Here is a 23,027-nt window from a genome sequence, read left to right on the forward strand (position 1 = left end):
TGACCACCGTCCGCATCCTGGACCACCCCCACCCCACGCATACGTGTTGTATCTATGCTGTGCGCATGTCCTCAGCCGCCGCTCCGGTCACCTCCACCCCGGACCCCGCCACCCGCACCGCCGCCCCCTCCTCCACCCCGGCCAAAGCCCCGCCCGCCGCCGAGCGCGTCTACGCGTACGTCAAGCAGGCCGTACTGGAGCGGCACTACGAGGGCGGCATGCTGCTCACCGAGGGGGAGCTGGCCGAGGCCGTCGGCGTATCGCGTACGCCCGTACGGGAAGCCCTGCTGCGCCTTGAGGTCGAGGGGCTGCTGAAGCTGTACCCGAAGAAGGGCGCCATGGTCCTGCCGGTCTCCGCGCAGGAGATCGCGGACGTGGTGGAGACCCGGCTGCTGGTCGAGGAGCACGCCGCGCGCAAGGCCGTGCCGGCCTCCCCCACGCTCATCGCCGAGCTGGAGAACCAGCTCGCGAAGATGGTGGAACTGGCCGCCACCGGCGACCTGGCCGCCGTCTCCGTCGCCGACCGCTGCTTCCACGCCGCGATCGTGCGCAGCGCCGGCAACCAGATCCTGGACCGGCTGTACGAGCAGCTGCGGGACCGCCAGCTGCGGATGGGCGTCGCCGTGATGCACGCCGACCCGGACCGGATCGCCAAGAACATCGCGGAGCACGGCGAGATCCTCCAGGCGCTGCGCGCCGGGGACGCGGCGGCGGCCGTGGACGCCGTGCACCGGCACGTCAGCTGGGTGCGGAACCTGGCACAGGGAGACGTCCGATGAGCGGCGGCACCACCGCGGGCCGTGGCACCCTGCTGCCCGGAGACCCGCCCGGCGGCCGCAGAGCCATGGCGGTCTGGGGCATCGGCGTCGCCGTCTACTTCGTGGCGATCACCTACCGGACGAGCCTCGGCGTGGCCGGACTGGACGCGGCGGAACGTTTCCACATCAACGCGTCCGCACTCTCCACCTTCTCCATCCTCCAGCTGCTCGTCTACGCGGGCATGCAGATACCCGTCGGCCTGATGGTCGACCGGCTCGGCACCAAGAAGGTGCTGATCCTGGGCGTCGTGCTGTACACCGTCGGCCAGTTCGGGTTCGCGCTGTCGCAGTCGTACGCCATGGCGCTGGGCTCCCGGGCGCTGCTCGGCTGCGGTGACGCGCTGACGTTCATCAGCGTGCTGCGGCTCGGCGCGCGCTGGTTCCCGGCCCGCCGGGGCCCGCTGATAGCCCAGATCGCCGCCCTCATCGGCATGGCCGGCAACCTCGTCTCGACCCTGGTCCTGTCCCGCTTCCTGCACACCTTCGGCTGGACACCGACCTTCGCGGCCAGCGCGGCCGGCGGCTTCGTCGTCCTCGCCCTGGTGCTGGCCTTCCTCAAGGACCACCCCGAGGGCTTCGCACCGGCCCCGGCGCCCGCCACCCACACCGGCGGCGCGTACGTCCGCCGCCAGATAGCCGACGCCTGGCGCGAGCCGGGCACCCGGCTGGGCATGTGGGTGCACTTCACCACCCAGTTCCCGGCGATGGTCTTCCTGCTGCTGTGGGGCCTGCCGTTCCTCGTCGAGGCGCAGGGGCTGACGCGCGGTGCGGCGGGCGAACTGCTCACCCTCGTCGTGCTGTCCAACATGGTCGTCGGCCTGGTCTACGGGCAGGTCATCGCCCGCCACCACAGCGCCCGTACGCCGCTGGCGCTCGGCACGGTGGCCGCCACCGCGCTGCTGTGGGCGGCCACCCTGGCCTGGCCCGCCGACCACGCGCCCGGATGGCTGCTGATCGTCCTGTGCACGGTGCTCGGCGCCTGCGGCCCCGCCTCGATGATCGGCTTCGACTTCGCCCGCCCGGCCAACCCGCCGGAGCGCCAGGGCACTGCCTCCGGCATCGTCAACATGGGCGGCTTCACCGCGTCGATGACGACACTGCTGGCGATCGGCGTCCTGCTGGACGCCACCGGCGACAACTACCGGATCGCGTTCGTCTCCGTCTTCGTCCTGGAGGCGCTGGGCGTCGCGCAGATCCTGCGGCTGCGCGGCCAGGCGCACCGGCGGGAGCGGGAGCGGCTGGTGACCAGCCGGGTGGAGGCGGTGCACGTACCGGCGTGAGGGGCCGGGCGGGGACGGGTCCCGGCGGCCGTGCGGCGAACGCCTCTACGGCGTGATCGCGAAGTGCGCCAGCACCGCGTCCGCCAGCGGCCGGTCGCCGTCGATCCTCACCTGTCCGGCGACGGCGGCGGGCCGCACCCGCCCACAGGCCAGCCGGAAGAACGTCTCCCAGTCCATCGAGAGCGTCACCGCCGGGCCGAGCGAAACGCTCTCGTCGATCGTGCCGTTGCCCTGCGCGTCCACCCGGACCGTCCGCATGAACTCCAGCGCGCCGCTCACATCGAGGACCACGGCCGAACCGGCGGGCGCGCCCGCGTCCTTGGCGACCACCTTCGGCAGCGCGAGCAGCAGCAGGTCACGGGTGAGCTGCGCGCCGGGGGAGTCGAGGTTGCCGGGCACGTTCAGTACGTGGCGCAGGTCCTGCTCATGAACCCACACGTCGAACGCCCGCTGCCGCAGGGCGTACGCGAGCGAACGCTCCTCGCCGAGCGGGGTACGCAGCACCGTCTCGGGGTCGCGGGTCTCGTTGCGCAGCGACCGCGCCCGGCGGATGACCATGTACTCCAGCTCGGCGGTCATCTCCGGGCCGGTGTGATGCCGCCGGACGTCCACCTGCAGCTCCATCCGGCGGGCGAATTCCGTGCGTACGTGGTAGAGGTCGCGCGGCAGGGAGTGGATGGGCCGGGGGTCGCCGAGCATCTCGCTCTCCAGGCCGATGATGTGCGAGACGATGTCGCGCACGGACCACCCCGGGAGGCCCGTCGCCCTGTTCCACTCCCCTTCGACGAGTGGCTTGACCAGCTCGGATATCGCTTCGATGGAGTGCGTCCAGGCGTCGATGGAGGACTGCAGGCTGGGATGGACGGTCACGGGACCCCTCGGACGGTTCGTACGCGGGCTGCTGTCTGTGCAGTTAAGTTACGCTGCGCACGGGCACCCGGGCAGCGCTTTCGGGTGACCATCGTAGGTCGATTTTTGACGGCGGACCGGTTCGAATGCTTAGGCGGTGGTACTGTGCGCGCTTCACTGATCCAGATGCACGTGGACCCGGCGGAACCGGTCAATTCACGCCATGAACGGGCCGGTTCACTGATCCGCGAGCGCGCGACCAGCGATCTCGTCGTCCTCCCCGAGCTGTGGCCGGTCGGCGCCTTCGCGTTCGAGACCTTCGCCGACCAGGCGGAACCCTTCGAAGGCCCCACCTACCAGGCGATGTCACAGGCAGCCCGCGACACCGGCGTCTGGCTGCACGCGGGCTCCTTCGTCGAGCGGGCCCCCGACGGCACCCTCTACAACACCTCCCTGGTCTTTTCCCCCGACGGGCAGCTCGCCGCCTCGTACCGCAAGATCCACCGCTTCGGCTTCGACAAGGGCGAGGCCGTCCTGATGGGCGCCGGCGACACACCCGTCACCGTGGCGCTGCCCGACACCACCCTGGGCCTCGCCACCTGCTACGACCTGCGCTTCCCCGAACTCTTCCGGCAGTTGGTCGACGCGGGTGCCCAGACCCTGGTCATCCCCGCCGGCTGGCCCGCCCGCCGCCGCGCGCACTGGTCCCTGCTGGCCCGCGCCCGCGCGGTCGAGAACCAGAGCTACGTACTGGCCTGCGGCACCGCGGGCACCAACGGCGGCGTCGAGCAGGCGGGCCACAGCGTCGTCGTCGACCCGTGGGGCGAGGTCCTCGCGGAGGCCGGGCCGTACGAGGAAGTCCTGACCGTGGAGCTGGATCCGGCCAAGGTGAGCAAGACCCGCGCGGACTTCCCGGCCCTGCGCGACCGCGTACTGGGCCTGCCCACCCCGTAACCGCGGCAGCCCCCCTTCTCCCTCACCCCTCCCCCCTCTCCCGCTCCGCGAGCCGGATCACGCACACCGCGACCGCGATGAGCAGCGAGGGATCGGCGTCCTCCCGCACGACCTGCACCGCGTACGTGTCCCGCACGGACAGCCACCGGCGCGAAATGTCCGCCAGCAGTTCGCCGTCGTACTCGACGGCGAACTCGCGGTCCAGGATCTTGCCGCTGACGTCCAGCTCGGTGCCGTCCACCAGCTCCACCCGGTAATGGTTGCGCAGCAGCGACAGCCGCTTGCGCCGGATGGTGGCCAGCGGCCGGTCGTCCCGCTCGATGGTCATGGTGTCGCGCAGGGCGAGCCACTTCTTGCGGATGGTCACCAGCACTCGCCGCTCGGGGTCCTTCAGCTCGAAGGTCTCCCGCAGCCGCAGGGCCTTCCCGTCGACGAGATAGGCATGCCGCCCGTGCTCGTCGTCGATCCAGTAATCGTCACCGATGCCGAAGATCCGGTCGTGCACGAGAAACCTCATACCGCCCATGTTCCCGGCCGCCCCGCCCCCACGCGCCCGTAAGCCCCGGGACACGCCGCCGCCGGCCGCCGCCCGCGCACCCAGGTGACCTTGCCCGCCCCCGCGCGGGTCCTTCACCCCCAGGGGCCACGGCACGCGGACCATGACCCCATGGCAGACGCGGCGACAACACGGCGGTTCACCCCGCAGCCGGGCTGCACCCGGTGCACCCACCTGAACACAGCACGCCGCCACGCGGCAGCCGCCCGCGACCACAGCGCGGAGACGGATGCCCGGGTCCTGATCAGACACCACATGAGGGTCGAACACGGGATGGTGCTGGAGGCGGGGTGGACGTGAGGCGGTACCTTGCTCCGGGACCCGACCCGGGCCCACCCGGGAGGTCACCCGTGTCGCACTCCCGTGACCATGTGTTCATGCCCAAGTGGCACCCTTGAACCATGAACGACGCCGCCCCCGCCTCGAACACCCCGCGCCGCGCCCGTGTCCGCGCCCCCGAACTGATCGGCAAGGGCGGCTGGCTGAACACCGGCGGTAAGGAGTACACCCTTACCGACCTGCGAGGGCGCATCGTCATCCTCGACTTCTGGACCTTCTGCTGCGTGAACTGCCTGCACGTCCTCGACGAGCTGCGGGAGCTGGAGGAGCGGCACCGGGACACCGTGGTGATCATCGGGGTCCACTCGCCGAAGTTCGTGCACGAGGCCGAGCACCAGGCCGTCGTCGACGCGGTCGAACGGTACGAGGTCGAGCACCCGGTCCTGGACGACCCGGAGCTCGCCACCTGGAAGCAGTACGCGGTACGCGCCTGGCCGACGCTCGTCGTCATCGACCCCGAGGGGTACGTCGTCGCCCAGCACGCCGGCGAGGGGCACGCGCACGCCATCGAGACGCTGGTGGCGGAGCTGGAGGCCGAGCACGAGGCGAAGGGCACGCTGCGGCGCGGTGACGGCCCGTACGTGCCGCCGGAGCCGGTCGCCACCGGCCTGCGCTTCCCCGGCAAGGCGCTGCGCCTGCCCGGCGGCACCTTCCTGGTCTCCGACACCACCCGGCACCAGCTCGTGGAGCTGGCCGCGGACGGCGAGACCGTACTGCGCCGGATCGGCAGCGGCGAGCGCGGCCTCGGCCCGGACTCCTTCAGCGAGCCGCAGGGCCTGGCGCTGCTCCCGGACGGCAAGGTCGCCGTCGCCGACACCGTCAACCACGCCATCCGCACGTTCGACCCGGAGACCGGCGAGATCACGACCGCGGCCGGCACCGGCAAGCAGTGGTGGCAGGGCTCCGCGACCTCCGGCCCCGCCCTCGGCGTGGACCTGTCCTCACCGTGGGACGTGGCCTGGTGGCAGGACCGGCTGTGGATCGCGATGGCGGGCGTACACCAGCTGTGGACGTACGACCCGGCCACGGGGACCGTCGAGGCGGTCGCCGGCACGACGAACGAGGGCCTGGTGGACGGCCCGGCCGCCGAAGCGTGGTTCGCGCAGCCGTCCGGGCTGGCGGCGGGCGGCGACCGGCTGTGGGTCGCCGACTCCGAGACCAGCGCGGTCCGCTGGCTGGACACCGACCTGACCGTGCACACGGCGGTCGGCACCGGCCTCTTCGACTTCGGCCACCGCGACGGCGACGCGGCCCAGGCCCTGCTCCAGCACCCGCTGGGCGTCACCGCGCTGCCCGACGGCTCGGTGGCCGTCTCCGACACGTACAACCACGCGCTGCGCCGCTACGACCCGGCGACCGGCCAGGTCACCACGCTCGCCACCGACCTGCGCGAGCCCTCGGACGCGGTACTGGTGGGCGGCGAGGGCTCCGGCGACCCGGACATCGTCGTGGTCGAGTCGGCACGGCACCGGCTGACCCGGCTGCGGCTGCCCGAGGAGGCCGTACGGGTCGAATCGGTAGCCCACCGCACCCAGCGCGCGGCAACCGAGGTAGGCCCCGGCAAGCTCCGCCTCGACGTCATCTTCCAGGCCCCGGCGGGCCAGAAGCTCGACCTTCGCTACGGGCCCTCCACCCGCCTGCTCGTCAGCTCGACCCCACCCGAACTGCTGGCCTCCGGCGACGGCGCCGACACCGACCTCAGCCGCGACCTGCTCCTCGCGGACGGCGTGACCGAGGGCGTGCTGCACGTCTCCGCGATGGCGGCGTCCTGCGACGACGACCCGGCGATCGAATACCCCGCCTGCCATGTGCACCAGCAGGACTGGGGCGTCCCGGTCCGGGTCGTCGAGGGCGGCACGGACCGGCTGGCGCTGGTGCTGGCGGGGATGGACGAGGCGAACGCGGAGTGACGCGGAGCGGTCCGGGTCACCGGCCCGGACCGCTAACCCTTACCCCTTACCCCTTACCCCCTACCCCTTCGGCTTCGTGAAGCTCTCCGCCCGGTTCAGCGTGCTCTGCCAGTACGTGACCTGAGAGGCACCGACCGCCACCGGCGCAGTCGGGAAGGCAACACGCTGCGGCGGCCCCTTCGGGGCGCCGTTCAGATCACTGCCGCTGAACTCGATCGTCGCGTACGTCTTCTTGCCACTGCCCTTCTGGGCGGCGGTGCCGGTCGGAATACTCGCCCAGACCGCCTCCTTGGGCCGGACGGTCTCCACATCCCCGCCCATGGTGTTGCTGCCCTTGAGCAGCGGCAACGGGTCCTTGGCACCGCCGAAGCGGATCAGCGGGTGGTTGTAGACCAGGCAGGAGCGGGAGCTGCTGGTATTCACGGCCTTGATCACGACATGGTCGTTCGGCGTATGCGAATACACCTCGAAGCGGAACATGCCGGGTCCGCACGCCCGAGCGCCGCGCGAACCGGCCGCCGCACCCGCGCCTGCCGCCGCGCCACCACCAATGATCTTTTTCTTCTTGCTCTTCGACGAGGACTTCGCGGACTTCGACGACGACTTCTTCGAGTCCTTCTTGCTCTTCGAATTCCCGGAACAACCGGTCAGAGCAAGCGCCCCGGCCATCGTGACGGCCAGCGCCGCGTACGCGGCGGAGCGGCGGGTGCGGCGTGCGGTCATGGGGTCCCCCAGTGATGTCACTGCGATCAGTGGTGCGGATTCGGCGGTGCGTGCGTCGGTGTCATGGCAACGACACCATAGCGAGTGGTGCGCGGGACGCCAGCGCCGTCCGGGAACGCTCCGCCGTGAGTGACCGGCATTGTCGCTTTTCTTCTTATTAAAGGTCGGTGCGTGAAGGGAGGGTCGATCGCATTGATCATGTAGGTGGGAATTTCGGTTTGCGGTGGTGCAATTCCACAGGTTTTGCCTGCACAACGGGAATGCTCTTTGCCGGAGTCGATCCGAGGGCGGTCGAGGGCTACGGATGTGTTGTTCACCCTTGGCGTGTCAGTGCCGGGACCTACCATCGAAGTACAGCCGCCGAGCCTGATCGAACCCACCGAGGTGATCGTGAGCAACTGGGCCGAACTGACGAACGGAAAACGGATCAAGCGCCTGCGGGGCTCCGACCTGACGCAGCAAGGGCTCGCCGAGGCTGCGGACGTATCGCTCGCCCTGGTGCAGAAAGCCGAGCAAAACCGCGGCGAGTTGTCCGTCGGTTCGCTGCTCAAAATCGCTCACGCGCTGAACGCCGACGTATCCGTGATCTTGGGTCAGCAGGAACCGCGGCGGGGCGCGAGCCGGGACACCAGGGCCGCTCTCCGCAGGCTGTCCGACGCGGTGCACGACAGTGCTCTCGGGGATTGGGACGGTATCGGGGAGCCGAGCACGCTCGGCGATCTGTCGATCGCCCGGGACCGGGTGGGTGTCGCGTACTGGCGCGGCGATTACGGCGAATTGAGTATGCTCATCGCTAAGGTGTTGCTCGAAGGGAGTGTCCGGTACGGGCAGGCGACAGGGCATGAGCGCGAACGGCTGGGGTCGGTCCTCGCCAACACCTACCAGTACGCGTCTTCGGCCGCGATTCTGCTCGGCCAGCGCGATCTCGCCCTGAGCGCCCTCACCTCCGCGCGTCGCCTGGCCGAGGATTCCGGCGATGTTCTCTTGGCCGCGCTCCTGGAATCGACGCTGTCCTGGATCCACTTGCGCAGCGCGAAGGTTTCCCGGGCGGTCGCCGTCGCTGAGCGGGCCGCTCTGCGAATTGAGCCCTCGTTCAGCAAGGCTGCCGGCCCGCAACTCCTCGCGTACGGACGCCTGATGATCTCCGCGGCGGTGGCCGCCTCGCGCAGGGGAGACCCCGTGTCGGCGGATGACTACCTGTCGCAGGCGCATGCGGCAGCGGCGAGGCTTGGTCGTGATGTGACGTCGTACGGCACACATTTCGGTCCTACCGCAGCGAACACCGAAGCGGTGGGGATCGCCGTGGCGCTCGGGAATCACGGAAAGGCACTCAAGCTCGCTTCCCGCACAGAACTGCCGCCCTCCATGCCCAAATTCGCGCGCAACCGCTACAAGCTCGATGTCGCCCTCGCCCACTGTGGGGCCGGCCTCCATGACCAGGCAGGCAACACATTGATCGAGGTGGGGCTCGATGCTCCGGAGTGGGTCAAGCACCAGGCGTTGCCCGGCGTCATCGGAAAACGCCTGGCGAAGGTGTCGACGGCGCGCGTCCGGAGGATCGGCGAGGTGATCGGCGTGCCCTTGATCGCGTAAGTCGCACGGAGCGTACGAGTCCCGGTCGGCGACCAAGCCCGGCCCTACGCCTCATCCCTTCGCGATGAGCGATCGAACGGTTCGACCCGGGCAGCGACTTTCCGGTTTCCGTGGTGCTCGCCGCCCGTATCGGGGCAAGGGGTGCCAGCCGGGAAGGATGGGGCGGGCGCCTGACAGCCGGGGAGCGGACGGCTGGCCTGGGCGCCGTGCGTGCCCTGTACCACCGCAGACCGAGCCCCTACCCGACCGGCAGCCCAGATCAGGCGGCCCGGTTCGCCGCGCAGGAGAATCGTCGTGGCTTGGGTGGCGTATTGGGGGCGCTGCCGGGATGCCTGTACCTGAGTCACCCGCAAGCCATTGCCCGGGCCGAGTACAAGCCCGCGCAGTTGGCTGTCGCGATCCTCGTAGGGCTCGTGGTGCCGGCCACTCTCATCACAAATGACCCGAGAGAGGCCGCGCAATTCTGCTCCGAAGGTCCGACGATTTACAAGCCGTTGCACGCGGGTGCATATGAGGCCGATGGTGAGCCCGCCGGGATTTGGGCCGCCCCGGTCGGCGCAAAGGAGATCGACGGAGCCGTAAGCCACAGCGCGCACCTGTTCCAGGCGCAGGTCCCTCAAGAAGCGGACGTTCGGGTGGTCGTTGTCGGCGAGCAGGTGTTCTGCGCACGGATCACCGCGCCACCCGGGGTCGTGGACTGGAGAGCCGAGTATCGGAGCCTCACCTATGAGCCGGTGGCCTGTCCGGAGGAGACAGGTGGGGCGTTGGTGCGGTTCCTCGCCGCTTTCGGGCTGAACTTCGGGGCGTTCGACTTCGCCGTGCCCCCGGACGGCACCTGGTGGTTCCTGGAGTGCAATCCCAACGGTCAATGGGCGTGGCTCGAAAGCGCGGCCGGGCTGCCGATCACCAGCGCCATCGCAGACCTGTTGGAGAACGGAGCGAGCCCCCATGCCTGACCCTCTGAACGCGGAACACCTGCGCGCCGACCTGGCGCGGCGCCTGTGCAAGTCCGGTGTCCTGCGCAGCCCCGAATGGGAAGCGGCCGTCATGGCGGTGCCTCGCGAGGCGTTTCTTTCGCGGGGCTGGTTCGAGTATGAGGAGGGGGGCTGGTATCGGCCTGATGGTGTGGGGTCGCCGGGAGGGCTTGCCCGTGTATACGAGGACGACACCCTGGTGACCCAGGTCGCCGGGGGCGTTTTCCCCGATCAGGTCGAGGGGCGCATCGCCGCGGCCCCGTCGTCGTCATCCACCCTGCCGAGTCTGGTTGTGCGGATGCTCGAAGACCTGCGGGCGACCGAGAGGACGCGCGTCCTGGAAGTCGGTACGGGAACGGGTTACTCGACAGCGCTGCTCTGCCATGCCGTCGGCGAGGACAACGTGACCACGGTCGAGGTCGACGCCGAGGTGTCCGCCCGTGCCGGAATGGCCCTTGCGGGCGCCGGCCACTGGCCTGCCCGTGTGGTCGGTGACGGGCTCGCGGGCCACCAGGCGGGCAGCCCGTACGACCGAGTGATCGCTACGTGCGGCGTGCACACCGTACCGGCCGACTGGCTCGCTCAGACCCGGGCCGGTGGTGAGGTCCTGGTCACGGTCGGTGGGTGGATGCACGCGTCCGAACTGGTACGGCTCACGGTCTCCGACGACGGTACGGCCGGCGGCCCCGTCCTCGGTGGTCAGGTCTCGTTCATGCTGGCCCGCCCGCACCTGCCGCCCCCGATGGGGCTCCTGCCGGACCTCGGTGAGGGGGACACGGCGCCCGCCGAACTGGGTGCGGATGCGCTCGATGACTGGACGGCCCGGTTCGTCGCTCAGTTCGCCGCACCGCGTGCCCAGCGGCTCACGCTGGAGCGGGATGGCCGGACGGAACATGTCGTGATCGATGTGGGTGCTGAGGCGTGGGCGGTTGTCTTCCACGACGGCGCACGGTGGATGGTGCGGCAGGGTGGGCCAGCGCGCCTGTGGGACGACATCACGGAGCGCGTGACGCGGTGGCAGGCGTACGGACGCCCGTCGGCCGAGTGCATGCGGCTGTATGTCGGGCCTGAGGGGCAGCGTCTCACCTGGGGGCGGTGACTGGAGGCGACGGGGCGGCGCTCGGGTGGGCGGGCAGCCCTGTCGTGCCGAGGTCGGCCGCCGATGACTTGCTACGCGCCACCCGCCAGCCGGTAAACCGACACATGAGACCTCGACTCGGCTGTGAACTCCCCGCCCTCCCAGTCCGCATGCCGCGACTCCAGCTCGAAGCCGGCCAGCTGGGCCATGAGGTCCGGTTCGGCGGGCCAGATGTAGCGGTGTGGGCTGCGGTCCAGGCGGGCATGGCCGGATGTGTCGTAGTGGAAGTGGTGCGAGATGAGGTGCTGGTTGAGGGGGTCGTAGGTGTCCAGGCCGATGTAGCCGGGCTCGGTCGTCCAGACCACGGCTTGCTGGCCGGGTGGGAGCTGCCGCAGCTCCGGTACCACCAGTTCGATGACGAAGCGGCCGCCCGGCGTGAGGTGGCGGGCGGCGTTGCGGAAGCAGGTGACCTGTTCGGCTTGGGTGAGCAGGTTGGAGATGGTGTTGAAGACGAGGTAGACGAGGCGGAAGGAGCCGGGGGCGGAGCCGGAGTCGGGATCGGGGGCGGAGGCGGTCGCCATGTCGCCGACGATGACCGGGATGGTTTCTTCGTCCGCCTTCGTGCGGAGTTGGGCGATCATCGGCTGGGACAGTTCGACGCCGGTGACCGGTACGCCGTGCCGTGCCAGCGGGACCGCGATGCGGCCGGTGCCGATGGCAAATTCCAGGGCCCGGCCGCCGTCCGCGAGTTCCGCTAGGCGGTGCACGGCGGGCTCCACCACGTCCGCTGCGAACATGCCGGTGCCGGGCGTGTCGTATCGCTGGGCGGTGTCCTCGCCCCACATCTCGTCCTGTCGCATGGCGTACACGATCCTCGCAACGGCCCTCGGAGTCGAAGGGGTGTGTGGCGCCTGCGGGGTGGGAGAGGGGGGAGTCGGTCAGTCCTCGTAGTGCATGCGGTGGGTTTCTTCGACCACCGGGGCCGCAGGGCTCGGCGGCTGCATGCGGCGGCGCTTGAAGATGCTGACGTATGCCGCGATGCCGATGATGCCGACCGCCATCAGGATCAGGCCGACGAGGTGGAGATTGACTCCGGCCATCTGCCAGTCCACCGCGAAGGTCAGGATGCCGCCCAGCGCGAGCAGACCGATGCACCATCCGATGCCCATGGTTGTGCCTCCGTACGCAATTGGATGTTCCGGGCCGGTCGTCGCCCGGGTACCCGGGGCCGGAGGTGCCAATCGCGGGAGAGCACCGGTGGGTTGTTACGGGGGGTGTTACGGGCGGACTGCCTGGTTCACGTCGTATTGCCAGTAAGTGACCTGTGTCCGGGCGTCCACGCGGATGCCGCCGGGCAGCCGTACGTGTGCTCCGGAGCCGGGTATGCCGTGGCCGTGGTGGTCGGTGAAGCCGACGGTCAGGGTGCTCACCTCCCGGCCGGGGGGACGGGAGGAATCGGAGGAGGCGGAGCCTGCCGAGGACGGGGTCAGGGAGGCGTAGGCGGTGCCGCCCGGTGCGAGGGTGAGCGGTCCCCGGGGTGCGGACTTGCCGTGCGGGGCCGCGGTGGGCGTCGCGCCGCCGCCCCGCAGATGCGGGAAGCCGTACAGGTCGCAGGCGGCGTTGGTGGTGTTGGTGACCTGGAGGAGCAGGCGGCCGGGCGGCTGGGGGAGCGGCTTGGCCGCGATCACCACCTTCGAGGGGTCGCAGGCCGGGTGGCTGCCGCTGCTGGCCGTCCGGTCGGTACGCGAACCGCTCGGCATCCCGGGGCCCAGCGGCTCGTCCGCGCCGCCGGAGTCCTTGCCGAAGGGGTGGAACGGTTTGGCGTCGCTGGTCTTCAGCGCCTCCTGCCCGCCGCAGGCGGTGAGCAGGCCCAGCGCGGCCACTGCCGTGAGCCCGGCGGCAGCGGTGCGCAGCATACGGGTACGGGCACGCCCGCCGTCGGCACGGCGGCGGGCGCGGTGGGCGGTGGCGGCCTCCGTAACGGTGTGGCGCGGCATGGGGTCTCCCGGGGTCGCTGCGTTTACTGCATGGTGTGGTGCCACCCTGACGTGCTCCCCTGCCGCCTGGCTAACGCTTCCCTAACGGAACCGGTGCAGTGTCGCCAAGAGCACTCAGCACGGGCCGCCGGAGACGGTGCGCAGCGCGCCGCCGGCGTTCTCGTCGTCGGTGCCGAGCACGCCGTGGCGGGAGTGCGGCAGGCACGCCAGAGCTTCGATCTTGTGGCCGGCGTAGCGGCTCAGGGGCTCCGGCGCCTTCCGTACGGACAGCCGTACCGCGCCCTTGCGGTCGACGCTCACCGTACCCGCGTCGTAGAGGGCGGAGGCGAAGGGGCCGTCATTGCCGGTGTCCGAGGCCGAGGAGACCGTGAGCGCGCCGGACGCGGAGATCTTCAGGTCGCTGATGTGCCGTACGTGCTCGGCGGGGTACGGCGCGCGGAACGTCGCCGTGACCGGGGCGGAGAAGGTGTGGCGGGCGAGGTCCAGCCGGGCGGCGCGCAGGGTGCCGGGGCGGCTGTCCTGGCCGCGGTCGGCCCAGACGGCGACGAGCCGGTGTGCCTGGACGGAGAGCGCGAAGCCCTCGTAATTGTCGTCCTTCGAGGCGCCGGGGACGGTGAAGGTGCCGAGGGTGCGCGCGGCCGTCGCGTCCGCGTTCAGGCGCAGGTGGTGGCCCGTGCCGTCGCTGGACAGGGCGACGTACTCACCGGGCCGGCCGGGGACCGCGTCGAGCGCCTCCAGGTCGGTGGGTATCTCGCTGCCCTTCCAGGTCAGCGGGCGGACCTGGGGGCGGTCGCCGGCGCGCAGGCGTATGGCGGCCAGCCGGTTCTCGCCGGGCTTCTTGTTGTCGCGGGCGACGAGCAGATCGGTGCGGCCCGCCCGGGAGCCCGGTACGGCGGCGATGCCGCTGACCCCCGATGTGATGCCGTCGCCCACCTGCTGCCAGGCGGGGGCGGCGGTCCGCGCGGTGGCGGTGTGGGCGGCGACGAGGGACGCCGTACAGGCGAGGGCGGCGGCCGCGGCCGTGTACCGGCTCCGGCGGCTTGTGATCATGCGCATCCGCAGACGGTAGGGGGTACCGGCCGGGAAGGGAACACTTCGCGGGCAGGGGTGGGGACGGATGAGGAACGGGGGCTTCCGGAAGGACCGGGTTCGTCAAATCATGTCCGGTTTGGCCCCCGCCTGCCCCTCAACCCCCGTTCCGACTCCCGCCGTTCCCCCCGCCCGGCCCCTCGTCGCGCGCGAACAGCTGGGTCAGGGTGCTGATCGTGTAGACGTCGGTGGCCTCCTCGTCGACCAGGTGCATCTCGGTGAGCCGGTCCAGGCCGTCCTGGATGTCCTCCGGGTCGGAGCCGGCCAGGGCCGCCGCGACGGACGCGTTCAGATGTCCGTCGGCGTTCGCGGCGAGTGCTCTGAGCAGGCGTGCGTCGTCCGCCGAGAGGCGGGCCACGGACATCCGCAGGGCCGCCGCCACGCCGGTGTCCTCGGCGGACAGCAGCGCCAGGCGCCGCCGTTCGTCGCGCAGGGCGGCGGCCAGGCGGGCCAGCCGCCAGCGCGGGCGGGCCGTCAGCTGGGCGGCGGCCGCGCGCAGGGCCAGGGGCAGCCCGTCGCACAGTGCGACCAGTTCCTGTGCGGCGTCCGGGTCGTCGGCGACCCGTTCTGCGCCGAGCATCGCCCCGAGCAGCGCGCAGCCCTCGGCCGCGCCGAGCGCCTGGACGGGCACCGGCCGGGCGACGTCGGTGGCGACCAGGCCGTCCAGGCGGCTGCGGCTGGTCACGACCGTCGCGCAGTGCGCGCCGCCGGGCAGCAGCGGGCGTACCTGTGCGGAGCTCTGCGCGTTGTCCAGGACGACCAGCAGCCGGCGTTCGGCCACCAGCGACCTGAAGAGCGCGGAGGCCGACTGCGCGGACGTCGGTACGCGCTCCGGGGGCGTACCGAGCGCGAGCAGGAAGTCCCGCAGGATCTCGACCGGTTCGGCCGCCGCGCGCTCGTTGAAGCCGCGCAGGTCCGCGAAGAGCTGGCCGTCGGGGAAGGCCCCGGCGTACGTGTGGGACCACTGCACCGCGCAGGCGGTCTTGCCGACACCGGCCGGTCCGGTGACGACGGCGAGCGGACTCTCGCCGGGTACGGCGGACTGCACCACGTTGGTCAGGGCGGCGAGTTGCTGCTCGCGGCCCAGGAAGCGGGCGGGCGGCCGGGGCAGCAGGCGGGGTACGGCGGGCGGGCCGGTGGTCCGGCCGGTCGAGCCGCCCGCGGGGCCGCGGCCGCCCTGGGCGGGTACGCGAGGGTCGGCGGCGGGCGTGCGCGGATCCCTGGCGGGTTCGCTGCCCGCCGGGGCCGCGCCGCCCGACACCTGTCCCGCGGTATCCGCCGGTCCGGACGTGCCGCCCCGGCCGGCGCCGGACGCCGCGTCCCGGGCGGAACCGCGGCTCCCCGCTTCCTCCGCGCGCAGGATCTCCTCGTACGCGCCCTTCAGCCGCGCCCCCGGGCCGACGCCCAGTTCCTCGTCGAGCAGCCGCCGGGTCCGGTGGAACCACTCCATCGCGTCCGACTGCCGCCCGGTACGGAACAGCGCGCGCATCAGCTGGGCGACCATCCCCTCCCGCAGCGGATTGTTGACCGCGGCCGTGTAGAGGATCGCCGCGGCCTGTTCGTGCTCGCCGAGCGCGCCGTGCGCCCGCGCCAGCGCCTCGGTCGCCGTCAGCCGCTGCTCCTCCAGGGCGTGCGCGGCGGCGGCGAACGGCGGGCTGGTGACGGTGCCGGTGAGCGCCGGGCCGCGCCACAGCCCGAGGGCCTCGCGCAGCAGCGGCACCGCGTCGCGGGGCGCCGCCTCGGGGCGGGCCAGCGTGACCAGTTCGGCGAACCGGTGGGCGTCGATCAGTTCCTCGGGCAGGCGCAGCAGGTACGCCGATCCGTGGGTGGCCAGCTCGATGCCGTACGCCTCGGCACCGCCCCCGGCCAGCGTCGCGCGCAGCCGCGAGACGTGGCCCTGGACGACCGTACGGGCGTGTTCGGGTGGCTCCTCCTCCCAGAGCGAGTCGATCAACTGCTCCAGCGGAACGGTGGTGTTGGGCTGCAGCAGCAGCAACGCCAGCACGCTGCGCCGCTTGGCGGGCCCGAGCGCCAGCTCACCGGAACCGGTGGCGACGGATATCGGGCCCAGCAGGGAGAAGTCCAACTCAGCCCTCCAGGAAGGCCGTCAGGGCGCTCGCCAGCAGGTGCGGGTCCTCGCTGCCGCACAGCTCGCGCGCCGAATGCATCGACAGGATGGCAACACCGATGTCGACCGTGGCGATTCCGTGCCGGGCGGCCGTGATGGGCCCGATGGTGGTGCCACAGGGCATCGCGTTGTTCGAGACGAAGGACTGCCACGGCACGCCGGCCCGCTCGCAGGCGTCCGCGAAGACCGCGCGGCCGCTGCCGTCGGTGGCGTAGCGCTGATTGACGTTGACCTTCAGGATCGGGCCGCCGTTGGGCATCGGGTGGTGGCCGGGGTCGTGCCGCTCGGTGTAGTTGGGATGCAGGGCGTGGCCGGTGTCGGAGGACAGGCAGACCGTGCCGGCGAAGGCGCGGGCGCGGTCCTCGTACGAGCCGCCGCGGGCGAAGACCGAACGTTCCAGCACCGTACCGAGCAGCGGGCCGTCGGCGCCGGTGTCGGACTGGCTGCCGTTCTCCTCGTGGTCGAAGGCGGCGAGCACCGGGATGTACGGCGGCTCCTCGTCGGCGGTGGCGACCGCCGCCAGCGCGGCCGTACCGGCGTGCACGGACAGCAGGTTGTCCATCCGCGGCCCGGCCACCAGCTCGCGGTCGCGGCCGAGGTAGGCGGGCGGCTCGATGCTGTGGAGCATCAGGTCCCAGCCGCGTATGTCACCGGCGGGCACCCCGATCTCCTCCTCCACGAAGGCCACCAGGTCGCCCTCGCGCACCTCGCCCAGGCCCCAGATCGGGGTCATGTGACGCTGTTTGTCCAGCTTGAGGCCGTCGGCGTTGACCGAGCGGTCCAGGTGGACGGCGAGCTGCGGCACCCGCATCAGCGCGCGGTCGACGTTGACCAGCCGGCTGCTGCCGTCGCGCAGCGTGACCCGGCCGCTCAGGCCCAGGTCGCGGTCGAGCCAGGTGTTGAGCAGGGTGCCGCCGTACACCTCGACGGCGACCTGCCGCCAGCCGCGGTTGCCGGTGTCCGGAATCGGTTTGACGCGCAGATTGGGCGAGTCGGTGTGTGCGCCGACAATTCGGTACGGAGTGGCTGCCGTGGCGCCCTCCGGGACGAACCAGGCGATGATCGCCCCGCCGCGCAGGACGTACTTGCCGCCGCTCTCCCCGTCCCAGGCGTCGGTCTCGGCCACCTGCCTGAAGCCCGCTTTCTCCAGCCGCTCGGCCGCGTTGGCCACCGCGTGGTACGGCGAGGGGGCTGCGGCGAGGAAGGACATCAGGTCGTCGGTGTGGCCGCGGTCGAAGCGGGCGGAATGGCTCATGGTTTCAGCATAAGGAGTAGCGGGAGCCCTTCCCTGGTATGCGAATCCCCATGCATCACGGTATGGGAACCTCGGTGCCCTTTCGGGCAGCCCGGCGGCCGGCCGGGGGCGGCCTCGCGCACGGCCCGGGCGGCGCCACGTACAGCCCCGCGCACGGTTCCGCTTACGGTGCTCGCCGCGCCGCCGGTTCACCGCGTACGGGACGACGATGCCCGCCTCCCCGGGGGATGGGAGGCGGGCAACGCCAGTCTGGCGCGCTTGTCTGAGAAGGCGGTGAGAGCGTTCCGGAGGCCGTACTTTTCCGGACGGGCTTTACGCCGCCCTTAGAACGCCCTCAGTGCGCGCCCCGCCCCTCGGGTCACCTCAGAACGCGGCCTCGTCCAGCTCCATCAGCGACTGGTCGACGGTCTCGGCCAGGCCACGCTGCACGGACACGCCCGGCAGCACGTTGTGGGCGAAGAACTTCGCCGCCGCGATCTTGCCCTCGTAGAACGGCTTGTCCTTGTTGGAGGCGCCCGCCAGCTTCTCGCTCGCGACCGCGGCGCCCTTCAGGAGCAGGTAGCCGATGACGACGTCGCCGGAGGCCATCAGCAGGCGGGTGGTGTTCAGGCCCACCTTGTAGATGGACTTCACGTCCTTCTCGGTCGCCGCGAGGTCGGTCAGCATCGCGCCGACGATCGCCTCCAGGTCGGCGGCGGCCTTGGCCAGCTCGCCGCGGGCCGCCTCCAGCGCCTCGCCGCCGACGGCCTCCGCGAGGAACTTCTTGATCTCCTCGGAGAGCGCGGTCATCGCCTGGCCCTGGTCCCGGACGATCTTCCGGAAGAAGTAGTCCTGGCCCTGGATGGCGGTGGTGCCCTCGTAGAGGGTGTCGATCTTGGCGTCGCGGATGTACTGCTCGATCGGGTACTCCTGGAGGTACCCGGAGCCGCCGAAGGTCTGCAGCGACTGGGCCAGCTGCTCGTAGGACTTCTCCGAGCCGTAGCCCTTGACGATCGGCAGCAGCAGGTCGTTCAGGCGGGTCGCGGCGGAGGCGTCCTCGCCGGCGGCCTCCTTGGCGATGATCTCGTCCTGGACGGTCGCGGTGTAGAGCACCAGGGCGCGCATGCCCTCGGCGTACGCCTTCTGCGTCATCAGCGAGCGGCGCACGTCGGGGTGGTGGGTGATGGTGACGCGCGGCGCGGTCTTGTCCGTGAAGGCGGCCAGGTCCGGGCCCTGCACGCGCTCCTTGGCGTACTCCAGGGCGTTGAGGTAGCCGGTGGAGAGGGTGGCGATGGCCTTCGTGCCGACCATCATCCGCGCGAACTCGATGATCTTGAACATCTGGCGGATGCCGTCGTGCTTCTCGCCCAGCAGCCAGCCCTTGGCCGGGTGGTTGGCGCCGAAGGTCATCTCGCAGGTGTTGGAGGCCTTCAGTCCCATCTTGTGCTCGACGTTGGTGGCGTAGGCGCCGTTGCGCTCGCCCAGCTCGCCGGTCTCCCAGTCGAAGTCGTACTTCGGCACGATGAACAGCGACAGGCCCTTGGTGCCCGGACCGGCACCCTCGGGACGGGCCAGCACGAAGTGCACGATGTTCTCGGACATGTCGTGCTCACCGGAGGTGATGAAGCGCTTCACGCCCTCGATGTGCCAGGAGCCGTCCGCCTGCTGTGTGGCCTTGGTACGGCCGGCGCCGACGTCCGAACCCGCGTCGGGCTCGGTCAGCACCATGGTGGAGCCCCACTGCTTGTCCACCATCAGCTGGGCGATCTTGTGCTGCTCCTCGGTGCCCTCCTCGTGGAGCACGCCCGCGAAGGCCGGGCCGGAGGCGTACATCCAGATCGCCGGGTTGGCGCCCAGGATGGTCTCGGCGAAGGCCCACAGCAGGGAGCGCGGCGCGGTGGTGCCGCCGATCTCCTCCGGGATGCCCAGGCGCCACCACTCGGCGTCCATGTACGCCTGGTAGCTCTTCTTGAAGGTGTCGGGAACCGGCGCGGTGTTGGTGTCCGGGTCGAAGACCGGCGGGTTGCGGTCGGTGTCGGCGAAGGAGTCCGCCAGCTCGTTCTCGGAGAGCCGGGCGATCTCGCTCAGCACGCTCTTGGCGGTGTCGACGTCCATCTCCGCGAACGGTCCGGTGCCGTACACGGCGTCGCGGCCGAGCACCTCGAAGAGGTTGAACTCGATGTCGCGGAGATTCGACTTGTAGTGGCCCATGGGTACGGCTCCGTAAGGTTCGGGAGGAGACCCACCGCTTGGAAGCGAGGGACCTCAAAACGCAATACCAGCAAGTAGCTACGATGATGCTACCCGTCGGTAATAAGAAGCAACCCCTGACCGCCCATCTGTGACGAGCGTCCCTGGGCGGCGCCAGGGCCCCTGCGGTACGCCTCCGGGGCCGCGGGACCCTTTCCGTGCGCCACGGGAGGGGCCGGGCAGCCCGGCCGGACGCCCCTCACCGCCACTGCTGCGACGAGTCGCTGGTGGTCACCTGGCACACGGCGGGCTTGCCCGGCCCCGGAGACTTCCCCGAGGCCACCTGGCGCTGGCCGTCGAGCAGGATCCGGCAGGAGGCCGTGCCGTCCCCGGCCGGGCGTACCTCCAGCCACGCCTCCTCGCCGCCGTCCACGACCACCGTCTCGCGCCAGGGCAGCCGCTTCCCGCCGGCCGTCTCCTCGCGCTGGTCGCCGTCGCCCGAGTGCCGGTAGCGCACCTCGGTGGCGCGCGGCGGCCCTCCCGTGGAGCTCGCCTCGTACGTCAGGGACCAGGCGGCGTGCGCGTCCCTGAGCTGAATGGCGCCGAAGAGCATCAGGCCGCAGGCGCTCACGGCGGTGACGGTGAGCAGCACGCCACCGCGGGTGATGCGCGGCTTCGGTCGGTCGCGGTCGGTCATCGGTGTGTGGCCTCGATCGGTCGGACGGGCTCAGGGCTCTTCAAACGTAGCGGCGTATGTGCCGCGCCGACTCAGTACGCTGTGCCGCATGTACGGCTACGACCAGAACGCGGGCGCCGGGCAGCAGCAGTACGGTGCGCCCCCGCCGCAGCACCCGGCCCCCGGCGGCTACGGCGAGCAGCCCCTCTACCCCGAGCCGTCCCCGCCCTCCCTCGCTGACGCGGTGCGGGCCTTCACCACCGGCTCGATGTCGGCGGAGGACTTCCAGGGCATCTTCTCCACCTCCAAGGTCTACTGCCCACGCGGCGACAACCCCGGGTTCCTGGCGCTGCACAACACCCAGCAGCCGGTCATCCCGATGTTCACCTCGCTCAAGGAACTGCGCCGGTACGCGGGCAAGGAGTCCAAGTACTTCGTGATCACCGGCGCCGAGGTCCTGGACCTGCTTCCCACCGGCTACGGCTTCGTCCTGGACATGGAGGGCGACCACCGCATGGTCTTCGACGCCAAGTCGGTGGAGCAGATGGTCGACTTCGCGATGCGCCGGATGTACGGCTGACGCACGCCGGGCGGCGGCTCCGTACGGTGCCGCCGCGCTCGTCCCGCTCCGCTGCCGCTGCCGCTGCCGCGCCCGTCAGTCCAGTCCGGCCTGTGCCTTCGCCACCAGCTTTCCGTCGGAGAAGGTGAGCGAGGCGCTGCCCAGCCCGTCGGCGGCCGTGCAGGTGTAGCCGGTCGCCGAGCTGCCCGCGATGTCGGTGTCGGAGTTCTTCTCGCACCTCCCCGCGACGGCCAGCGCTTCCTTCTCGGTCATCCCGGTCCGCAGCCGGTCGTACTTCTCCTTCGTCATCGACCCCTTCGCGGCCTCGTCGCCGCCGAGCCCCACCTGGCCCTTGGCGGCCAGCCGCCCGTCGCTGAAGGTGAACGTCGCCGCGCTGAACAGCCCGGTGCCCTGGCACGTCAGCACCTTGCCCCGGACGCCCGCCACCTCGTCCTCCGCCGAGGACTCGCAGGGGCCGGTGATCGCGGTGACCTGCTGTTCGGTCATGCCGGTACGGACCCGGTCGTACATCTCCTTGGTGATCTTGCCCTGCCCGGCGGAGGCGGAGGCGGACGGCGAACCGGAAGAGCCGGAGCCGCTCTCGTCCTTGCCGCCGCCGGAACCGCCGACCGAGACGGCCACCACGATGATCACGATCACCACCGCGACGGCCGCGGCGATGCCGCAGGTCATACAGCCCTTGCGGCGCTTGCGTCCAGGTGGCGGCGGCGGTGGTGACGCGTACGGCGAGCCGGGCGGTGCCGGCTGTCCCTGGTCCGAGGCTGCCGGGGGACCCTGGCCCGGCTGCCTCCACCCTTCTCCACGGCCCGTCGGGTCCGGGGCGGATGCACCCATGCGTCCAGAGTGCTCGCCTCTCGCGCCCGGCGCGAGAGGCGAGCGTGTGCCGGAAGTGGTGCGCTGCGTACCGCTTCCGTGCGCCGCTGTGACCTGCGCTTTTCCCGCTGCGAGCCGGTGGGGAATGAGCGACGCCTTGCAGGTTGTTCAGAGTTCAACTAAGTTGAATGTCGAACGACCGAGGAGGCCGTCATGCCCGCAGTGACCGTAGAGAACCCGCTGACCCTGCCGCGCGTGGCGGCGCCCGCCGGCGCCCGGCCGCGGGCGGTGCTCGCGGTGTCCACCGCGCCCGGCGGCTTCGAGGGGGAGGGCTTTCCGGTACGCCGTGCCTTCGCCGGCATCGACTACACGTACCTGGATCCGTTCATCATGATGGATCAGATGGGCGAGGTGGAGTACGCGCCGGGCGAGCCCAAGGGCACCCCCTGGCACCCGCACCGCGGCTTCGAGACCGTCACGTACCTGATCGACGGCAGCTTCATCCACCGCGACTCGCACGGCGGCGGTGGCGTGATCAACGACGGCGACACCCAGTGGATGACGGCGGGCTCCGGTCTGCTGCACATCGAGGCGCCGCCGGAGGACCTGGTCATGACGGGCGGGCTCTTCCACGGCCTCCAGCTGTGGGTGAACCTGCCCAAGAAGGACAAGATGATGGCGCCGCGCTACCAGGACATCGGCGGCGGCCAGGTCAAGCTGCTGACCTCGGCGGACGGCGGCGCGCTGCTGCGGCTGATCGCGGGCGACATCGACGGTCACGAGGGCCCGGGCATCACCCACACCCCGATCACGATGATGCACGTCTCGGTCAATCCCGGTGCCGAGGTGACCATCCCCTGGCGTTCGGACTTCAACGCGCTGGCGTACGGGCTGGCCGGACGTGGCGCCGCGGGCCCGCTCGGGCGGCCGTTCCGTACCGGACAGGCCGTCGTGTTCGGCCCCGGCGGCGACTCGCTCACCATCCGGGCGGACGCCACGCAGGAGTCCCGCAGCCCCAACCTGGAGGTCGTGCTGCTCGGCGGGCAGCCGATCCGCGAGCCGATGATGCACTACGGCCCGTTCGTCATGAACAGCCACGCCGAGCTGGCCCAGGCCTTCGAGGACTTCCAGGCCGGACGGCTGGGGACGGTGCCGGCCGACGCTCACTGAGCACGGCCGATGGCCACTGGGCCGGGCGGGTACGGGGGCCGCCGTCGGCCCCCGTACCCGCCCTCGCCCGTATCAG

The 23,027-nt window shown here is 71.1% G+C and carries 22 protein-coding genes; 10 read left to right on the top strand and 12 right to left on the bottom strand.

The window, feature by feature from the left end; translation table 11 throughout:
- Positions 1-65: 65 nt before the first annotated feature.
- Positions 66-779: a GntR family transcriptional regulator gene (locus tag ACZ53K_RS13290; RefSeq protein WP_468834933.1), complete on the top strand. Its 714-nt coding sequence runs from the start codon at positions 66-68 to the stop codon at positions 777-779.
- Positions 776-2,098, top strand: coding sequence for an MFS transporter (locus tag ACZ53K_RS13295; protein ID WP_468834935.1), 1,323 nt, complete (start codon positions 776-778; stop codon positions 2,096-2,098). The genes ACZ53K_RS13290 and ACZ53K_RS13295 overlap by 4 nt, the downstream gene beginning before the upstream one ends.
- A 45-nt stretch (positions 2,099-2,143) precedes the next feature.
- On the opposite strand, the gene ACZ53K_RS13300 is transcribed toward ACZ53K_RS13295, so the two are convergent.
- On the bottom strand, positions 2,144-2,968 hold the full coding sequence (locus ACZ53K_RS13300; RefSeq protein ID WP_468834938.1) for a maleylpyruvate isomerase family mycothiol-dependent enzyme: 825 nt from the start codon (positions 2,966-2,968) through the stop codon (positions 2,144-2,146).
- Between the two features lie 144 nt (positions 2,969-3,112).
- Here ACZ53K_RS13300 and ACZ53K_RS13305 point away from each other — a divergent pair, with 144 nt between their 5' ends.
- Positions 3,113-3,901, top strand: a complete 789-nt coding sequence (locus ACZ53K_RS13305) for a carbon-nitrogen family hydrolase (RefSeq protein WP_468834940.1) — start codon at positions 3,113-3,115, stop codon at positions 3,899-3,901.
- 22 nt (positions 3,902-3,923) lie between these two features.
- Here ACZ53K_RS13305 and ACZ53K_RS13310 read toward each other — a convergent pair whose 3' ends face one another.
- Entirely contained in the window at positions 3,924-4,418 is a 495-nt protein-coding gene (locus ACZ53K_RS13310; RefSeq protein WP_468834943.1) for an LURP-one-related/scramblase family protein, read from the bottom strand.
- A 150-nt stretch (positions 4,419-4,568) separates the two neighbouring features.
- On the opposite strand from ACZ53K_RS13310, the gene ACZ53K_RS13315 reads away from it, so the two are divergent.
- Together ACZ53K_RS13315 and ACZ53K_RS13320 are read left to right on the top strand one after the other, a co-directional pair.
- Positions 4,569-4,757 carry a hypothetical protein gene (locus ACZ53K_RS13315; protein WP_468834945.1) on the top strand — a complete coding sequence of 63 codons (189 nt, stop codon included), beginning with the start codon at positions 4,569-4,571 and terminating at the stop codon, positions 4,755-4,757.
- Between the two features lie 101 nt (positions 4,758-4,858).
- Complete coding sequence (locus ACZ53K_RS13320) at positions 4,859-6,706, top strand: NHL domain-containing thioredoxin family protein (protein ID WP_468834948.1); 1,848 nt, start codon at positions 4,859-4,861, stop codon at positions 6,704-6,706.
- 60 nt (positions 6,707-6,766) lie between these two features.
- Here ACZ53K_RS13320 and ACZ53K_RS13325 read toward each other — a convergent pair whose 3' ends face one another.
- Positions 6,767-7,429 (bottom strand): DUF4232 domain-containing protein, encoded by a 663-nt coding sequence (locus ACZ53K_RS13325; protein WP_468834951.1) that lies wholly within the window; start codon positions 7,427-7,429, stop codon positions 6,767-6,769.
- A gap of 390 nt (positions 7,430-7,819) precedes the next feature.
- Between ACZ53K_RS13325 and ACZ53K_RS13330 the strand changes: the two genes are divergently transcribed.
- The 3 genes from ACZ53K_RS13330 (at position 7,820) to tgmC (ending at position 11,095) form a co-directional block, all read left to right on the top strand.
- The gene (locus ACZ53K_RS13330; protein ID WP_468835253.1) at positions 7,820-9,022 is read left to right on the top strand and encodes a helix-turn-helix domain-containing protein; all 1,203 of its coding nucleotides are present in this window, start codon (positions 7,820-7,822) and stop codon (positions 9,020-9,022) included.
- Between the two features lie 206 nt (positions 9,023-9,228).
- Positions 9,229-9,978, top strand: a complete 750-nt coding sequence (locus ACZ53K_RS13335; RefSeq protein ID WP_468834953.1) for an MvdC/MvdD family ATP grasp protein — start codon at positions 9,229-9,231, stop codon at positions 9,976-9,978.
- Positions 9,971-11,095 (top strand): ATP-grasp peptide maturase system methyltransferase, encoded by a 1,125-nt coding sequence (gene tgmC, locus ACZ53K_RS13340; protein WP_468834955.1) that lies wholly within the window; start codon positions 9,971-9,973, stop codon positions 11,093-11,095. The genes ACZ53K_RS13335 and tgmC overlap by 8 nt, the downstream gene beginning before the upstream one ends.
- 71 nt (positions 11,096-11,166) lie before the next feature.
- On the opposite strand, the gene ACZ53K_RS13345 is transcribed toward tgmC, so the two are convergent.
- From ACZ53K_RS13345 to ACZ53K_RS13380, 8 genes are all read right to left on the bottom strand, one after another.
- Positions 11,167-11,934: a class I SAM-dependent methyltransferase gene (locus ACZ53K_RS13345; RefSeq protein WP_468834958.1), complete on the bottom strand. Its 768-nt coding sequence runs from the start codon at positions 11,932-11,934 to the stop codon at positions 11,167-11,169.
- A 78-nt stretch (positions 11,935-12,012) separates the two neighbouring features.
- Entirely contained in the window at positions 12,013-12,243 is a 231-nt protein-coding gene (locus ACZ53K_RS13350) for a DUF6458 family protein (RefSeq protein WP_030021168.1), read from the bottom strand.
- A 108-nt stretch (positions 12,244-12,351) separates the two neighbouring features.
- On the bottom strand, positions 12,352-13,071 hold the full coding sequence (locus ACZ53K_RS13355) for a DUF4232 domain-containing protein (RefSeq protein WP_468834962.1): 720 nt from the start codon (positions 13,069-13,071) through the stop codon (positions 12,352-12,354).
- A gap of 114 nt (positions 13,072-13,185) precedes the next feature.
- Positions 13,186-14,127, bottom strand: a complete 942-nt coding sequence (locus ACZ53K_RS13360; protein WP_468834965.1) for a hypothetical protein — start codon at positions 14,125-14,127, stop codon at positions 13,186-13,188.
- Between the two features lie 130 nt (positions 14,128-14,257).
- Positions 14,258-16,246 (bottom strand): AfsR/SARP family transcriptional regulator, encoded by a 1,989-nt coding sequence (locus ACZ53K_RS13365; protein ID WP_468834968.1) that lies wholly within the window; start codon positions 16,244-16,246, stop codon positions 14,258-14,260.
- 1 nt (position 16,247) lies between these two features.
- The gene (locus ACZ53K_RS13370) at positions 16,248-17,543 is read right to left on the bottom strand and encodes a M18 family aminopeptidase (RefSeq protein WP_468834971.1); all 1,296 of its coding nucleotides are present in this window, start codon (positions 17,541-17,543) and stop codon (positions 16,248-16,250) included.
- A 363-nt stretch (positions 17,544-17,906) separates the two neighbouring features.
- Positions 17,907-19,733, bottom strand: a complete 1,827-nt coding sequence (locus ACZ53K_RS13375; protein ID WP_468834974.1) for an acyl-CoA dehydrogenase — start codon at positions 19,731-19,733, stop codon at positions 17,907-17,909.
- A 238-nt stretch (positions 19,734-19,971) separates the two neighbouring features.
- On the bottom strand, positions 19,972-20,409 hold the full coding sequence (locus ACZ53K_RS13380) for a hypothetical protein (RefSeq protein ID WP_468834977.1): 438 nt from the start codon (positions 20,407-20,409) through the stop codon (positions 19,972-19,974).
- An 88-nt stretch (positions 20,410-20,497) separates the two neighbouring features.
- Between ACZ53K_RS13380 and ACZ53K_RS13385 the strand changes: the two genes are divergently transcribed.
- Positions 20,498-20,968 carry an SseB family protein gene (locus tag ACZ53K_RS13385; RefSeq protein ID WP_003980379.1) on the top strand — a complete coding sequence of 157 codons (471 nt, stop codon included), beginning with the start codon at positions 20,498-20,500 and terminating at the stop codon, positions 20,966-20,968.
- Positions 20,969-21,043: 75 nt separating this feature from the next.
- On the opposite strand, the gene ACZ53K_RS13390 is transcribed toward ACZ53K_RS13385, so the two are convergent.
- Positions 21,044-21,802: a hypothetical protein gene (locus ACZ53K_RS13390; RefSeq protein WP_468834979.1), complete on the bottom strand. Its 759-nt coding sequence runs from the start codon at positions 21,800-21,802 to the stop codon at positions 21,044-21,046.
- Between the two features lie 192 nt (positions 21,803-21,994).
- Between ACZ53K_RS13390 and ACZ53K_RS13395 the strand changes: the two genes are divergently transcribed.
- Entirely contained in the window at positions 21,995-22,951 is a 957-nt protein-coding gene (locus ACZ53K_RS13395; RefSeq protein WP_468834982.1) for a pirin family protein, read from the top strand.
- Positions 22,952-23,027: the final 76 nt, after the last annotated feature.

This window comes from Streptomyces sp. NPDC033221 (genome assembly GCF_055577005.1).

What these genes read in the sequence shown, in the direction of transcription:
- tgmC (WP_468834955.1), top strand. Translation starts at nt 9,971, where the DNA reads ATGCCTGACCCTCTGAACGCGGAACACCTGCGCGCCGACCTGGCGCGG.
- ACZ53K_RS13325 (WP_468834951.1), bottom strand. Translation starts at nt 7,429, where the DNA reads ATGACCGCACGCCGCACCCGCCGCTCCGCCGCGTACGCGGCGCTGGCC.
- ACZ53K_RS13320 (WP_468834948.1), top strand. Translation starts at nt 4,859, where the DNA reads ATGAACGACGCCGCCCCCGCCTCGAACACCCCGCGCCGCGCCCGTGTC.
- ACZ53K_RS13395 (WP_468834982.1), top strand. Translation starts at nt 21,995, where the DNA reads ATGCCCGCAGTGACCGTAGAGAACCCGCTGACCCTGCCGCGCGTGGCG.
- ACZ53K_RS13350 (WP_030021168.1), bottom strand. Translation starts at nt 12,243, where the DNA reads ATGGGCATCGGATGGTGCATCGGTCTGCTCGCGCTGGGCGGCATCCTG.
- ACZ53K_RS13315 (WP_468834945.1), top strand. Translation starts at nt 4,569, where the DNA reads ATGGCAGACGCGGCGACAACACGGCGGTTCACCCCGCAGCCGGGCTGC.
- ACZ53K_RS13370 (WP_468834971.1), bottom strand. Translation starts at nt 17,543, where the DNA reads ATGAGCCATTCCGCCCGCTTCGACCGCGGCCACACCGACGACCTGATG.
- ACZ53K_RS13310 (WP_468834943.1), bottom strand. Translation starts at nt 4,418, where the DNA reads ATGAGGTTTCTCGTGCACGACCGGATCTTCGGCATCGGTGACGATTAC.
- ACZ53K_RS13355 (WP_468834962.1), bottom strand. Translation starts at nt 13,071, where the DNA reads ATGCCGCGCCACACCGTTACGGAGGCCGCCACCGCCCACCGCGCCCGC.
- ACZ53K_RS13385 (WP_003980379.1), top strand. Translation starts at nt 20,498, where the DNA reads ATGTACGGCTACGACCAGAACGCGGGCGCCGGGCAGCAGCAGTACGGT.
- ACZ53K_RS13290 (WP_468834933.1), top strand. Translation starts at nt 66, where the DNA reads ATGTCCTCAGCCGCCGCTCCGGTCACCTCCACCCCGGACCCCGCCACC.
- ACZ53K_RS13360 (WP_468834965.1), bottom strand. Translation starts at nt 14,127, where the DNA reads ATGCGCATGATCACAAGCCGCCGGAGCCGGTACACGGCCGCGGCCGCC.
- ACZ53K_RS13295 (WP_468834935.1), top strand. Translation starts at nt 776, where the DNA reads ATGAGCGGCGGCACCACCGCGGGCCGTGGCACCCTGCTGCCCGGAGAC.
- ACZ53K_RS13345 (WP_468834958.1), bottom strand. Translation starts at nt 11,934, where the DNA reads ATGCGACAGGACGAGATGTGGGGCGAGGACACCGCCCAGCGATACGAC.
- ACZ53K_RS13390 (WP_468834979.1), bottom strand. Translation starts at nt 21,802, where the DNA reads ATGGGTGCATCCGCCCCGGACCCGACGGGCCGTGGAGAAGGGTGGAGG.
- ACZ53K_RS13380 (WP_468834977.1), bottom strand. Translation starts at nt 20,409, where the DNA reads ATGACCGACCGCGACCGACCGAAGCCGCGCATCACCCGCGGTGGCGTG.
- ACZ53K_RS13375 (WP_468834974.1), bottom strand. Translation starts at nt 19,733, where the DNA reads ATGGGCCACTACAAGTCGAATCTCCGCGACATCGAGTTCAACCTCTTC.